This is a genomic window from Streptomyces ficellus, assembly GCF_009739905.1.
Classification (GTDB): Bacteria; Actinomycetota; Actinomycetes; order Streptomycetales; family Streptomycetaceae; genus Streptomyces; species Streptomyces ficellus_A.
Genome location: NZ_CP034279.1, coordinates 4,813,576 through 4,827,548 on the forward strand (window position 1 = coordinate 4,813,576; position 13,973 = coordinate 4,827,548).

Below are 13,973 nucleotides of genomic sequence, written 5' to 3' on the forward strand. Positions count from 1 at the left end.
GACCGCTGTGACACGAAGGGGTCAGAGAGGGGGCCGCGGTCAGGCTCCGCAGGAGCGGAGGAAGCGGCGGGTGCGGCGGGCGATGGGGAAGGGCTTGTCCGGCGGGCAGGGGTACATGTCCTGCTCGACGATCGCGAAGAGGTCGACGTCCAGTGCCTGGGCGGCGGCCAGTACGGGTTCGAGGGCGGGCACGCCGGCCGGGGGCTCGCACATCACGCCGCGGGCCACGGCCGGCCCGAACGGGGTGCCCGCGGCGACGACCTCGGCCAGGACGCGGGGGTCGACCTGCTTCAGGTGCAGGTAGCCGATGCGTTCGCCGTACGTCTCGATCAGTTTGACGCTGTCGCCGCCGCAGTACGCGTAGTGCCCGGTGTCCAGGCAGAGGGAGACCAGGTCGGGGTCGGTCGCGTCGAGGAAACGGCTGACGCTCTCCTCGCCGTCGATGTGGGTGTCGGCGTGCGGATGGACGACGATGCGCAGGCCGAAGCGGTCCCGCACCTCGCGCCCGAGGCGTTCGGTCAGGCGGGTCAGGTTCCGCCACTGGTCCGCCGTCAGGGTCCGGTCCTCCAGCACCTCGCCCGTCTTGTCGTCGCGCCAGAAGGACGGGATGACGACGAGGTGGTCGGCGCCCATCGCGCGGGCGAGCGTGGCGTTGTCCGAGACGTGCGCCCAGGTCTTCTCCCACACGGCGTCCCCGTGGTGCAGGCCGGTGAAGACGGTGCCCGCCGAGACCTTCAGCCCGCGGCGCGCGGTCTCCGCGGTGAGCCGGGCGGGGTCGGTGGGGAGGTACCCGTAGGGCCCGAGCTCGATCCACTCGTACCCGGCCTCCGTCACCTCGTCGAGGAAGCGCGGCCAGGGGACCTGCTGTGGGTCGTCGGGGAACCACACCCCCCACGAGTCGGGGGCGGAACCGATCCGGATGCGGGACAGCGGCGGCGGGGACAGCGGCGTCATGGGGGTCAGCTTGGTGGCGGCCGCCGGGGGTCGTCAAGCATTCGTCCGAATGTCAGGACAAAATGTTGACAGGGGTACTCGGGGCGGCTAGACCTGATCACGGTGCCGACCGACGCGAAGGGGACATGGATGGCGACCGATCGTTACGACCTCATCACCATGGGGCGCATCGGGGTGGACCTCTATCCGCTCCAGACCGGCGTCCCGCTCGCCCGCGTCGAGACGTTCGGCAAGTTCCTCGGCGGCTCGCCCTCCAACGTGGCGGTCGCCGCCGCCCGCCTCGGCCGCCGCACCGCGCTGATCACCCGCACGGGCGCGGACCCCTTCGGCACGTACCTGCACCAGGAGCTGCGGGCGTTCGGCGTGGACGACCGGTGGGTGACGCCGGTCGACGCGTACCCCACCCCGCTCACCTTCTGCGAGATCTTCCCGCCGGACGACTTCCCGCTCTACTTCTACCGGCAGCCCAAGGCCCCGGACCTGGAGATCCACGAGCACGAGCTGGACCTGGCGGCGATCGCCGCCGCCCGGGTGTTCTGGATGACCGGTACGGGCCTGTCCGCCGACCCCAGCCGCACGTCCACCCTCGCGGCGCTCGCGGCCCGGTCGTCCGCGTCGCCGCCCGGCGGCCCGTCCGGTGGCCCGCGCCCCGCCGGGTACGCCGCCGCGCCGGACGGGCGGGTCACCGTGTTCGACCTCGACTGGCGGCCCATGTTCTGGTCCGGCGCCGACGAGGCCCGGCCCCGCTACGCGGCCGCCCTGCGGCACGCCACCGTCGCCGTGGGCAACCTCGACGAGTGCGAGATCGCCACCGGCGAGCGCGAACCGCACGCCGCGGCCCGCGCCCTCCTCGACCGGGGCGTCCGGCTCGCCGTCGTCAAGCAGGGCCCCAAGGGCGTCCTCGCCATGACCGCCGACGGCGACACCGCCGACGTGCCGCCCGTCCCGGTGGAGGTCGTCAACGGCCTCGGCGCGGGCGACGCGTTCGGCGGGGCGCTGTGCCACGGGCTCCTCGCCGGATGGGACCTGGAGCGGGCCGTACGGTACGCCAACGCCGCGGGCGCCCTCGTCGCCTCCCGCCTCGCCTGCTCCTCCGCGATGCCGTTCCCGCACGAGGTCGAAGCCGCCCTCACCGGCCCGGCGCCCTCGGCGGCCCACCCGGAGGACGCCGGGTCGGGTGCCGCCGCGCCGCCGGGGCCCGGCCCCGCTCCCGGCGGGCCGAGGCCCCGCGCGGCCGCGTCCCTGACCGCCCGCCCAGGGGCCCCCGGCCCGGGCGCCTCCGCGTCCCCGCCGGCCCACCCGGAGGACGCCGGGTCGGGTGCCGCCCCCGAAAACGCCACGCCCGGCCCCGGCCGCCCCGGGGGCGGGCACCCCGGGGGCGGCCAGCCCGGCCCCGCCCACCCCGAAGGGGGGTACCCCGGCCCCGCCCACCCCGAAGGGGGTCAGCACCGCCCCGCCCACCCCGAAGGCGGCCGATCGTGACCGTCGACCTCGCGCGGCTCGTCGCGGTGCGGGCGCGGCATCCGGAGGCGGTCGCGGAGGCGGCCGGGCGGCGGAGGCGGCGGGCGCTGCTCGGCGCGTCGGGGCGGCTCATGATCGTCGCCGCCGACCACCCCGCCCGGGGCGCGCTGGCCGTGGGCGACCGGCCGCTGGCCATGGCCAACCGCCTCGACCTGCTGGAACGGCTGTGCCTCGCGCTGTCCCGCCCCGGGGTCGACGGGGTGCTCGCCACCGCCGACATCCTCGACGACCTGCTCCTCCTGGGCGCGCTGGAGGACAAGGTCGTCATGGGCTCCATGAACCGCGGCGGCCTCGTGGGCGCGGCGTTCGAACTCGACGACCGGTTCACCGGCCACCGCCCCGAGGACCTGGCGCGGCTCGGGTTCGACGCCGGGAAGCTCCTGCTACGCATCGACCACACCGACCCCGGCTCCCTCACCACCCTCGCCTCGGCCGCCCGCACCATCGACGCCATGGCCGAGCGGGGCCTGCCGGTCTTCGTCGAGCCGTTCCTCTCGCGCCGCGACCCCGCCGACGGCCGGGTCCGCAACGACCTGAGCCCCGACGCGGTGACCACCTCGCTCGCCATCGCCTCCGGGCTCGCCGGGACCTCCGCGTACACCTGGCTGAAGGTCCCCGTCACCGACGACCCCGGCGACATGGCCCGGGTCATGGAGACGACGACCCTGCCCGCCGTCCTCCTCGGCGGCGACGTCGGACCCGACCAGGACACGGCGTACGAGAAGTGGCGCAAGGCGCTGCGGCTGCCGACCGTGCAGGGGCTGGTGGCGGGCCGCTCGCTGCTCTACCCGGCGGACGGCGACGTCGCCGCCGCCGTCGACACGGCAGTGGGCCTGCTCTGAGGACCGGTCCGGAGGGGTACGGAGAGATCATGACCGAACGGCAGTTGCACGTACCTGCGGGCGAAGCGGCCCACGGACCCTACGCCCTGCGCATCGACCCGGAGCGGGCCGGGTGGGGCTACTCCGCCCTGCGCGTCCTGGACCTCGCGCCCGGCGAGTCCCACCTCTTCGCCACCGGCGACAGCGAGTGGATCCTGCTTCCCCTCACCGGCGGCTGTACGGTTCTGGCCGACGGTGAGTGCATCGAACTGCTCGGCCGTGAAAGCGTGTTCAGCGGCGTCACCGACTTCGCGTACCTCCCGCGTGACGCCCACACCCAGATCGCCTCCGGCGCGGGAGGCCGTTTCGCCCTGGCAGGAGCGAGGTGCGAGCGACGACTCCCCGCTCGCCACGGCCCCGCGCCGGAGGTACCCGTCGAGTCGCGCGGCAGCGGCACCTGCGCCCGCGAGGTGCGCAACTTCGCCGCCGCCGACACCTTCGACTGCGACCGGCTCATCGCCGTCGAGGTCATCACCCCCGGCGGGCACTGGTCCTCCTACCCGCCCCACAAGCACGACGAGCGCCTCCCCGGCGAGGAGACGGAGCTGGAGGAGATCTACTACTTCGAGATCGAGGGCGGGGGACCCGGCTACCAGCGCGTGTCGCCCTCCCGCCCCGGCGGCGCCGACGTCCTCGCCGAGGTCCGCAGCGGCGACGCCGTCCTCGTACCGGACGGCTGGCACGGCCCGTCCATCGCCCCGCCCGGCCACGCCATGTACTACCTCAACGTCATGGCCGGGCCCGGCGACGAACGGGAGTGGAAGATCCGCTTCCACCCCGATCACCGCACGGAGGGATACCGATGAGCACCCGACGGCTCACCACCGCCCAGGCGCTCGTCGCCTTCCTGGCCCGCCAGTACACCGAACGCGACGGGCAGCGCCACCGGCTCATCAACGCCACCTGGGGCATCTTCGGCCACGGCAACGTCGCCGGCATCGGCCAGGCGCTGATCGAGCACCGGGACCGGATGCCCTTCCTCCAGGGCCGCAACGAACAGGCCATGGTGCACGCCGCCGTCGGCTACGCCCGCCAGTCGGGCCGCCTCTCCGCGCACGCGGTCACCACCTCCATCGGCCCCGGCGCCACCAACCTGGTCACCGGCGCCGCCCTCGCCACGATCAACCACCTCCCGGTGCTGCTCCTGCCCGGCGACACCTTCGCCGGCCGGCCCGCCGACCCGGTCCTCCAGCAGCTCGAAGTGCCGTACGCCGGTGACGTGTCCGTCAACGACGCCCTCCGCCCCGTGTCGCGCTACTTCGACCGGATCGCGCGCCCCGAGGCGCTGATCCCGGCCGCCCTCGCCGCCATGCGCGTCCTCACCGACCCGGCCACGACCGGCGCGGTCACGCTCGCGCTGCCGCAGGACGTGCAGGCGGAAGCCTTCGACTGGCCCGAGGAGTTCCTCGCCGAACGGGTCTGGCACGTCCGCCGCCCGCGCCCCGACGCCGCCGAACTCGACGCCGCGGTACGGGCCGTGAGGGCCGCGCGGCGCCCCCTGATCGTCGCGGGCGGCGGCGTCCACCACAGCCGCGCCGAAGCCGCGCTGCGCGCCCTGGCGGACGCCACCGGCATCCCCGTCGCCTCCACCCAGGCCGGCAAGGGCGCCCTGCCCCACGACCACCCGGCCGACGTCGGCGGCATCGGCCACACCGGCACCGCCACCGCCAACCACCTCGCCCGCACCGCAGACCTGGTGATCGGCGCCGGCACCCGCTACTCCGACTTCACCACCGCCTCGTCCACGCTCTTCGCCGAGCCGGGCGTCCGGTTCGTCAACCTCAACATCACCGGCTTCGACGCCCACAAGATGGCCGCCCTGCCGCTGGTCGCCGACGCCCGCGAAGGCCTGGAGCACCTCGCACGCGCCCTGGACGGGCACCGCGTCCCAGCCGCGTACCCGGCCGAGTACGAGGAGCGCAAGACCGCGTGGGAGGCCCGCGTCACCGCCGCGTACACGGCGCGCGGCGACGACCGGCGCCCCACCCAGCCGCAGGTCCTGGGCCTGCTCGACGCCCTCGTCGACGACACCGACATCCTGATCAACGCCGCCGGCTCGCTCCCCGGCGACCTCCACAAGCTCTGGCGGGCCCGCTCCCGCGACCAGTACCACGTCGAGTACGGCTACTCCTGCATGGGCTACGAGATCCCCGCCGCCATCGGCGTCGCCCTCGCCGCCCCCGGCCGCCCCGTCTGGGCCCTCGTCGGCGACGGCACGTACCTGATGAACCCCACCGAGATCGTCACCGCCGTCCAGGAGGGCGTGCCCATCAAGGTCGTGATCCTCCAGAACCACGGGTACGCCTCCATCGGCGGCCTCTCCGAGTCCGTCGGCGCCGAGCGCTTCGGCACCGCCTACCGCCACCGCGCCGCCGACGGCACGTACACCGGCGACCCGCTGCCGGTCGACCTCGCCGCGAACGCGGCCGCCCTCGGGATGCGCGTCCTGCGCGCCCACACCATCGGTGACCTGCGGGAAGCCCTGGCCGAAGCGCGGTCCGCGACCGTCCCCACATGTGTCTACACCGAGACCGAAACGGCAGACACAGTGTCGGGCGCGCCCGCCGCCGAGGCATGGTGGGATGTGCCCGTGGCCGAGATCGCGACACGTCCACCGGCGGTCAGGGCCCGGGAGGAGTACGACCGTCACGTCGCAGCCCGACGCCGCCACCTGTAGAGGTCTGAAGAGGAGCACGTACGTCATGACGAAGACCGTTCACCACTGGATCGGTGGCAAGACCGTCGAGGGCACGTCGGGCAACTGGGGCCCGGTCACCGACCCGGCGACCGGCGCCGTCACCACGCGGGTCGCCCTCGCCTCCACGGAGGAGGTCGGCGCCGCCGTCGCCGCCGCCAGGGACGCGTACGCGACCTGGGGCACGTCCTCGCTGGCCCAGCGCACCGCCGTGCTGTTCCAGTACCGCGCGCTGCTCGACGCCCACCGCGACGAGATCGCCGCCCTGATCACCGCCGAGCACGGCAAGGTCCACTCCGACGCCCTGGGCGAGGTCGCGCGCGGCCTGGAGATCGTCGAGCTGGCGTGCGGGATCACCGTCCAGCTCAAGGGCGAGCTGTCCACCCAGGTCTCCAGCCGGGTCGACGTCGCCGCCATCCGCCAGCCGCTCGGCGTCGTCGCCGGCATCACGCCGTTCAACTTCCCGGCCATGGTGCCGATGTGGATGTTCCCGCTCGCCATCGCGTGCGGCAACACCTTCGTGCTCAAGCCCAGCGAGAAGGACCCGTCCGCCGCCAACCTGCTCGCCGAGCTGGCCTCCCAGGCCGGCCTGCCCGACGGCGTCCTCAACGTCGTGCACGGCGACAAGGTCGCGGTCGACGCGCTCCTGGAGCACCCGGACGTCGCGGCCGTCTCCTTCGTCGGCTCGACGCCGATCGCGAAGTACATCCACGCCACCGCCTCGGCCAACGGCAAGCGCGTCCAGGCCCTCGGCGGCGCCAAGAACCACATGCTGGTCCTCCCCGACGCCGACCTCGACGCGGCCGCCGACGCGGCGGTCTCGGCGGCGTACGGCTCGGCCGGCGAGCGCTGCATGGCGATCTCGGCCGTCGTCGCGGTCGGCGCCGTCGGCGACGAGCTCGTACAGAAGATCCGCGAGCGCGCCGAGAAGATCAAGATCGGCCCCGGCAACGACCCCACGTCCGAGATGGGCCCGCTGATCACCGCCGCCCACCGCGACAAGGTGGCCTCCTACGTCACCGGAGCCGCCGCCCAGGGCGCCGAGGTCGTCCTCGACGGCACCGGCTATACCGTCGACGGCCACGAGGACGGGCACTGGATCGGCCTGTCCCTGCTCGACAAGGTGTCCACCGACTCCGACGCCTACCGCGACGAGATCTTCGGCCCGGTGCTGTGCGTGCTGCGCGCCGACACCTACGAGGACGGCGTACGCCTCATCAACGACTCGCCGTTCGGCAACGGCACCGCGATCTTCACCCGCGACGGCGGCGCCGCCCGCCGCTTCCAGCTGGAGGTCCAGGCGGGCATGGTCGGCGTGAACGTCCCGATCCCGGTGCCCGTCGGCTACCACTCCTTCGGCGGCTGGAAGGACTCGCTCTTCGGCGACCACCACATCTACGGCAACGACGGCGTGCACTTCTACACGCGCGGCAAGGTCGTCACCACCCGCTGGCCCGACCCCGCCGACGCCCCGGCCGGCGTGGACCTGGGCTTCCCGCGCAACCACTGAGCCGCACCCGCGCAGGAAAGCCCGCGCAGGAAAGCCCGCGCAGGAAAGCCCGCGCAGGAAAAAACGGCTGGCCCCGTCCGGGGCCGGCCGTTCATCCTGTGCCGGGATGAACGCGAACGAACCGAAGTACCGCATCCGCGCCCTCCACACCGAGGACACCGTCACCGTCTACCAGGCGTACCGGCCCGGCATCGGCGGCCCCGCCGCCCGCACCGGCCGCTTCCCGGCCGCCTGGAAGCGGGACCGGATGACCTGGATCAAGCCGAGCTTCCTGTGGATGATGTACCGCTGCGGCTGGGCGACGAAGGAGGGCCAGGAGACCGTCCTGGCCGTCGAGATCACCCGCGAGGGCTTCGAGTGGGCGCTGCGCCACGCCTGCCTGTCGCACTACGTACGGGGCTTCCACCCCGACCGGGCCGCCTGGCAGCGGGAGTTGCGCCGGTCGCCCGCCCGCGTCCAGTGGGACCCCGAGCGCGACCCGCACCTGGCGCCGCTGCCGTACCGCTCGCTCCAGCTGGGCCTCGCGGGCGAGGCGTCCGCGCGGTACGCCGACGAGTGGACGGTCTCCATACGGGACGTGACGCCGCTCGCGCACGAGGTCCACGGGCTCGTGCGCGCCGGGGACCTGGACGGGGCGGCACGGCTGCTGCCCGAGGAGCGTCCGTACCCGGCGGGTCCGGAGCTCCTCGGGCACCTCGTGCGGAACGAGTCCTGAACGGTTCGCAACGGGTTAGAACCGCGAGTACAGCAGCCTGTCGGGCGAGCCCGTGAGCGCGTTGCGCACCTTGCCGGCCGTGGCGTTCGCCACCAGCGCGTCCCGGACCTGCGCCGGGGACGCGGCCGGGTGCTCCGCCAGGTACAGGGCCGCCGTACCGGCCGTGTGCGGTGCCGCCATCGACGTGCCGGAGATGCTCTTCGTCGCCGTGTCGCCGGTGCTCCAGGCCGAGGCGACGTTCACGCCCGGCGCGAACAGGTCGACGCACGTACCGTAGTTGGAGAACGAGGCGCGCCTGTCCGCGCTGTCCGTGGCGCCGACGGTGATGGCCTCCGGGACGCGGGCCGGCGAGGTGTTGCACGCCCGTTCCGGCAGGCCCAGGAAGTTGCCGTTGCCGGCCGCGACGGTGTACGAGACGCCCGAGCCGATCGACCGCCGCACGGCGTCGTCGAGCGACGTGTCCGAACCGCCGCCCAGGCTCATGTTGGCGACCGCCGGCCTGACGGCGTTGGCCGTCACCCAGTCGACGCCCGCGATGACCCCGGCCGTCGTGCCCGAGCCGTTGCAGTCCAGGACCCGGACGGAGACGAGCTTCGCACCCTTCGCGACCCCGTAGGTCCTCCCGCCGACCGTGCCGGCGACGTGCGTGCCGTGGCCCTGGCAGTCCTGCCCGTCGCGGCCGTCGCCCACGGTGTCCGTCCCGACCACCGCCCGGCCGCCGAACTCGCCGTGCGAGGTGCGGATCCCGGTGTCGATGACGTAGGCGTGCACGTTCGACGCGGTGGTGTCGTAGCTGTACGTCGTCGAGGGCGGCAGGTCGCGCTGGTCGATCCGGTCGAGGCCCCAGGTGGCGTCCGGCTGGGTGGCGCTGGCGCGGACCACCCGGTTCTGCTCGACGTACGCCACCCTCGGGTCGGCGGCGAGGGCGCCCGCCTCCGCCGTCGACAGGGTGGTGGAGAACCCGTCGAGGACGCTGCGGTACTCGTGCCGCGCCGTGACGCCGAGGTCTGCGGCGCGCGTCGAGCCGTCCTTGAGGACGACGATCCAGCTGTTGGGGACGGCCGTCTTCGCGGGGGCGAGACGGAGGTCGCCGGTCTGCGCGCCGTGCGCGGTGGGGGAGACGGCGAGCGGCAGGCCGGCCGCGAGCGCGAGGGCGGGTATCAGCGCGCCGGTGCGGCGCCGGAGCGCGGGGCGCCGGGGCCTGCGGGACGGTGCTCTCATCCTGGGGGCACCTGACCTTTCCACTTGGGGACGGGCCCCACAGCGTCGCGGCTGGTCATGTACCGCACAAGGGTGCTACCGGGCTTCCTCCGCTTCGTCGCCGAACCCCCACGCGAGCATGGCGAATTCTCCATCGTCGTCCGCGCCCGCCGAGCGATAGGTCGCCAGCGCCGGAGCGTTGTCGGTGTCCACCCCGACCCACATGCCGTAGCAGCCCCGCTCCCGCGCGACGCCGGCCAGCGCCCCGGTCAGCGCCCGCCCGATCCCGCGCCTGCGGTACGCCTCGTCGACCGACAGCTCGTACAGGCACATCTCGGCGCCCTTGTCGGGGTGCAGCATCTCGACCCCCGACACCATCCCGGCCGGGACGCCGTCCACGTAGGCGATGAGCATCAGGTGGCCCGGCGCCGCCAGGAACCGCGCGGCCCACCCGGGGCGCGCCGGGCCGTCGTAGAGGTGCTGCGCCGCGACCAGCTCGGCGACGGTCGTCGCACGCCGGATCTCCATAGGGGTCCTTCCGTGTGCCGCGGAGTACCGCGGGAGGCCGCGGTGTACCGCGGATGCCGTACGGGGACGGTAGTGCGTACACCTCAGGAAGGCCCCCGAGTTCCGCCGTGCGGCAGTCCGGCGCGGGTGGCGCTCCGCTTAGGGTCTAGGCATGCAGATCCGATTCCGCCGACCCTCCCGCCGCCGGCTGGCCGCGGGCGCCGCCGCCGCCGTGCTGCTCGCGGGCGGCGGCACGTGGACGGCGGTGGCCTCCGGCGACGAGTCCGCCCCGAGCCGCGAGGACCGGGTGCTGGAGATGCCCGGAGCGAGGATCGACACCTCGTTCTTCACCTCGGGCCCGGCCGGCGTCCGCCGCCCCGCCGTGCTCCTCGGGCACGGCTTCGGCGGCAGCAAGGACGACGTCCGCGCCCAGGCCGAGAAGCTGGCCCGGGACGGCTACGCCGTGCTGACCTGGTCCGCGCGCGGTTTCGGCGCCTCGACCGGACGCATCGGGCTCAACGACCCCGACCACGAGGTCAAGGACGTGTCGCGGCTCATCGACTGGCTCGCGAAACGCCCCGAGGTCCGGCTGGACCGGGACGGTGACCCGCGCGTGGGCGTGTCGGGCTCGTCGTACGGCGGGGCGATCTCGCTGCTGGCGGCCGGGTACGACCAGCGGGTGGACGCGATCGCCCCGCAGATCACGTACTGGAACCTGGCGGAGGCGCTCTTCCCGGACGGGGTCTTCAAGAAGCTCTGGGCCGGCATCTTCTTCAGCACCGGAACGGCCGCCTCCGCCGACCGGCCGCCGGAGCGCGCGCCGGGCGAGGGCGACCAGCCGCCGGGCCGCGCGCCGGGCGGTGGCGAGAGCGCGGGTGCGGCCCGGCAGCCGGTCACGCAGCCGGGTGCCCGGCCCGCCGCCTGCGGTCAATTCCAGGACGCCCTGTGCGCCATGTACGAACGGGTCGCCGTCACCGGAAAGCCGGACGCCGCGGCGCGGAAACTGCTCGAAGCGCGCAGCCCCTCCGCCGTCGGCGACCGCATCAAGGTGCCCACGCTCATCGTCCAGGGCCAGGCCGACTCCCTCTTCCCGCTGTCGCACGCCGACGCCATCGCCAAGGCCGTCCGCGCGGGCGGAGCCCCCGTGGCCGTCGACTGGATCGCCGGCGGGCACGACGGCGGCGACCGGGAGACCGAGCGCGTCGAGGCCCGCATCGGCGCCTGGTTCGACCGGTACCTCAAGGGCGACGAGGGCGCCGACACGGGCCCCGCCTTCCGGGTCAGCCGCACCGGCGGCGTCGACTCGACCGACGGCCGGGCCCGGCTGCGCGGCGCCACCGGCGACGGCTACCCCGGCCTGCGCAACGGTGACCGCACGATCCCCCTCACGGGAGGTGCGGGTGCCGGCGGGGCAGGTGCGGGCGCTTCGGGTGCGGGGGCCGCGGGTGCGGGAGCTTCGGGAGCGGGCGGCGGCAGGAGTGGTGACGCCGCCCGGCCACAGATCTTCCGCAACCCCGCCGGCGGCACGCCTCCCGCGATCTCCGCCGTTCCCGGCGTCGGCGGGGGACTGGCGCAACTGTCGTCCCTCGGCGTGGGCCTGTCGCTGGACTTCCCCGGCCAGCACGCCCGGTTCGAGTCCCCGCCCCTGACCGAGCCGCTGCGCATCACCGGCTCGCCCACCGTCCGCGTCACCGTCACCTCCGACACCGGCGAGGCGGTCCTCTTCGGCAAGGTGTACGACGTCGGTCCCGACGGCCGCCAACAGGTGCTGCCCGCCCAGCTCGTGGCGCCCGTCCGGGTCGAGGGCGCCGAGCGGGGCAAGACGGTCGAGCTGACCCTGCCGGCCGTCGACCACGAGGTCGAGGCCGGGCACCGGCTGCGCCTCGTCCTCGCCGCCACCGACCTCGGCTACGCCACCCCGGCGGCCCCGGCGACGTACTCCGTGGCCCTGGCTGGCGACGGCCTGTCCGTACCGACCGCTCCCGGCGTACGCACCGAGGCCGCCGGACTGCCCTGGTGGGTGTGGGGCCTCCCGGCCGCCGGCGCCCTGGTCGCCGCCGCGCTGCTGGTCACCGCACGCCGCCGCACCGCGGCGCCCGCGCCCGACGCCGGGCTCGCCGACGTCCCGCTCCAGATCACCGGACTGACGAAGAGGTACGCCAAGTCCGCCGACCGGTACGCCGTGCGCGAGCTGTCCTTCCGCGTCGAGAAGGGCCAGGTCCTCGGGCTCCTCGGACCGAACGGCGCCGGAAAGACCACCACCCTGCGCATGCTCATGGGCCTGATTACCCCGGACGAGGGCGAGATCCGGGTCTTCGGGCACGCGATCCGGCCGGGCGCACCGGTCCTGTCACGGGTGGGTGCCTTCGTCGAAGGAGCGGGCTTCCTGCCGCACCTGTCCGGCACCGAGAACCTGGAGCTGTACTGGCAGGCCACCGGCCGCCCCGCCGCCGACGCCCACATCGAGGAGGCCCTGGAGATCGCCGGCCTCGGCGACGCCCTGGCCCGCGCGGTGCGCACCTACTCGCAGGGCATGCGGCAGCGCCTCGCCATCGCCCAGGCCATGCTCGGCCTGCCGGACCTCCTCATCCTCGACGAACCGACCAATGGGCTCGACCCGCCGCAGATCCGCGAGATGCGGGACGTGATGATCCGGTACGCGGCCGGGGGCCGGACCGTCATCGTCTCCAGCCACCTCCTGTCGGAGGTCGAGCAGTCCTGCACGCACCTGGTGGTCATGGACCGCGGCCGGCTCGTCCAGACCGGGCCGGTCGCCGAGATCACCGGCGCGGGCGACACCCTGCTCGTCACCACCGACGGCGACGTACCGGACGGGCTGCTCGACAAGATCGGCGCCATGCCCGGCGTCGGCTCGGTGGCCCGGGCGGACGGCGGCCTGCTGGTACGGCTCGACGGCGCGCGGGCCGGCGCCCTGATCGCCGAGCTCGTCCGGCTGGACGTCCCGCTGACCGGCGTCGGCCCGCACCGCCGCCTGGAGGACGCGTTCCTCACCCTGATCGGAGGAGGATCCGCATGAGCGCCCCCAGCCGCAACCCGGCCCAGCCGGCCCACCCGGCCCAGCCGGCGGTTGACCAGGAACCGGTCCCCGCGCGCACCGGGGACGGGACGGCGGCCGCGACCGCGCCCGGCTACCGGGCCGGGCGCACCCTGCCCCTGCGCGTCGAAGCCGTACGCCAGCTGAAGCGGCGCCGCACGCTCGTCATGGGCGCGATCCTCGCCGCCCTGCCCTTCGTGCTGATCGCCGCCTTCGCGATCGGCGGCACCCCGGACGGGCGCGGGAACGACCGGATCACCCTGATGGACACGGCGACCGCGTCCGGCGCCAACTTCGCCGCGACCTGCCTGTTCGTCTCGGCCGGCTTCCTGCTGGTGGTGCCGGTGGCACTGTTCTGCGGGGACACCGTGGCGTCCGAGGCCAGTTGGTCCTCCCTCCGCTACCTGCTCGCCGCGCCCGTGCCGCGTGCCCGGCTGCTCTGGTCGAAGCTGGCCGTGGCGCTCTCCTTCAGCGCGGCCGCGATGCTGCTGCTGCCGGTGGTGGCCCTCGCGGCGGGGACGGCCGCGTACGGCTGGGGGCCGCTGCGGCTGCCCACGGGTGGCTCCCTGGCCACGGCCGACACCGTGCCGCGCCTCGCGCTCGTCGTCGCCTTCATCTTCGTCTCCCAACTGGTCACGGCGGGCCTCGCCTTCTGGCTGTCGACCAAGACCGACGCCCCGCTCGGCGCGGTCGGGGGCGCGGTCGGACTGACGATCATCGGCAATGTGCTGGACGCGGTGACGGCGCTCGGCTCCTGGCGCGACTTCCTGCCCGCGCACTGGCAGTTCGCCTGGGCCGACGCGCTGCAGCCGCAACTGGAGTGGGGCGGCATGCTCAAGGGGTCGGCGGTGTCCGTGACCTACGCCCTGGTGCTGTTCGCGCTCGCCTTTCGGGGCTTCTCCCGCAAGGACATCGTGTCGTAGACGTTGTGCCGT

The 13,973-nt window shown here is 74.4% G+C and carries 11 protein-coding genes; 8 read left to right on the forward strand and 3 right to left on the reverse strand.

Features of this window, described 5'->3' with window-relative positions; all coding sequences use genetic code 11:
- Nucleotides 1-39 precede the first annotated feature (39 nt).
- Nucleotides 40-954 (reverse strand): sugar phosphate isomerase/epimerase family protein, encoded by a 915-nt coding sequence (locus tag EIZ62_RS21550; RefSeq protein ID WP_156694284.1) that lies wholly within the window; start codon nt 952-954, stop codon nt 40-42.
- A 129-nt stretch (nt 955-1,083) separates the two neighbouring features.
- On the opposite strand from EIZ62_RS21550, the gene EIZ62_RS21555 reads away from it, so the two are divergent.
- The 6 genes from EIZ62_RS21555 to EIZ62_RS21580 all read left to right on the forward strand — a co-directional run bounded on the left by EIZ62_RS21555 (nt 1,084) and on the right by EIZ62_RS21580 (nt 8,276).
- Nucleotides 1,084-2,436 (forward strand): 5-dehydro-2-deoxygluconokinase, encoded by a 1,353-nt coding sequence (locus tag EIZ62_RS21555; protein WP_167536406.1) that lies wholly within the window; start codon nt 1,084-1,086, stop codon nt 2,434-2,436.
- Entirely contained in the window at nt 2,433-3,317 is an 885-nt protein-coding gene (locus tag EIZ62_RS21560; RefSeq protein WP_156694286.1) for a Cgl0159 family (beta/alpha)8-fold protein, read from the forward strand. Before EIZ62_RS21555 ends, EIZ62_RS21560 begins: the two co-directional genes overlap by 4 nt.
- Nucleotides 3,318-3,346: 29 nt before the next feature.
- Nucleotides 3,347-4,162, forward strand: a complete 816-nt coding sequence (gene iolB, locus EIZ62_RS21565; protein WP_156694288.1) for a 5-deoxy-glucuronate isomerase — start codon at nt 3,347-3,349, stop codon at nt 4,160-4,162.
- A complete protein-coding gene (gene iolD, locus EIZ62_RS21570) occupies nt 4,159-6,033 on the forward strand; it encodes a 3D-(3,5/4)-trihydroxycyclohexane-1,2-dione acylhydrolase (decyclizing) (protein ID WP_156694289.1) in 1,875 nt (624 codons plus the stop codon). Before iolB ends, iolD begins: the two co-directional genes overlap by 4 nt.
- A 25-nt stretch (nt 6,034-6,058) precedes the next feature.
- Complete coding sequence (locus tag EIZ62_RS21575) at nt 6,059-7,561, forward strand: CoA-acylating methylmalonate-semialdehyde dehydrogenase (protein WP_156694291.1); 1,503 nt, start codon at nt 6,059-6,061, stop codon at nt 7,559-7,561.
- A 106-nt stretch (nt 7,562-7,667) separates the two neighbouring features.
- Nucleotides 7,668-8,276 (forward strand): DUF4291 domain-containing protein, encoded by a 609-nt coding sequence (locus EIZ62_RS21580; protein ID WP_156694293.1) that lies wholly within the window; start codon nt 7,668-7,670, stop codon nt 8,274-8,276.
- Nucleotides 8,277-8,291: 15 nt separating this feature from the next.
- Here EIZ62_RS21580 and EIZ62_RS21585 read toward each other — a convergent pair whose 3' ends face one another.
- Nucleotides 8,292-9,497 (reverse strand): S8 family peptidase, encoded by a 1,206-nt coding sequence (locus EIZ62_RS21585; protein WP_156694295.1) that lies wholly within the window; start codon nt 9,495-9,497, stop codon nt 8,292-8,294.
- A gap of 75 nt (nt 9,498-9,572) precedes the next feature.
- The gene (locus EIZ62_RS21590) at nt 9,573-10,004 is read right to left on the reverse strand and encodes a GNAT family N-acetyltransferase (protein ID WP_156694297.1); all 432 of its coding nucleotides are present in this window, start codon (nt 10,002-10,004) and stop codon (nt 9,573-9,575) included.
- Between the two features lie 151 nt (nt 10,005-10,155).
- Here EIZ62_RS21590 and EIZ62_RS21595 point away from each other — a divergent pair, with 151 nt between their 5' ends.
- Nucleotides 10,156-13,020, forward strand: a complete 2,865-nt coding sequence (locus EIZ62_RS21595; RefSeq protein ID WP_156694299.1) for an alpha/beta fold hydrolase — start codon at nt 10,156-10,158, stop codon at nt 13,018-13,020.
- The gene (locus EIZ62_RS21600; RefSeq protein ID WP_244375883.1) at nt 13,017-13,961 is read left to right on the forward strand and encodes an ABC transporter permease; all 945 of its coding nucleotides are present in this window, start codon (nt 13,017-13,019) and stop codon (nt 13,959-13,961) included. The genes EIZ62_RS21595 and EIZ62_RS21600 overlap by 4 nt, the downstream gene beginning before the upstream one ends.
- Nucleotides 13,962-13,973: the final 12 nt, after the last annotated feature.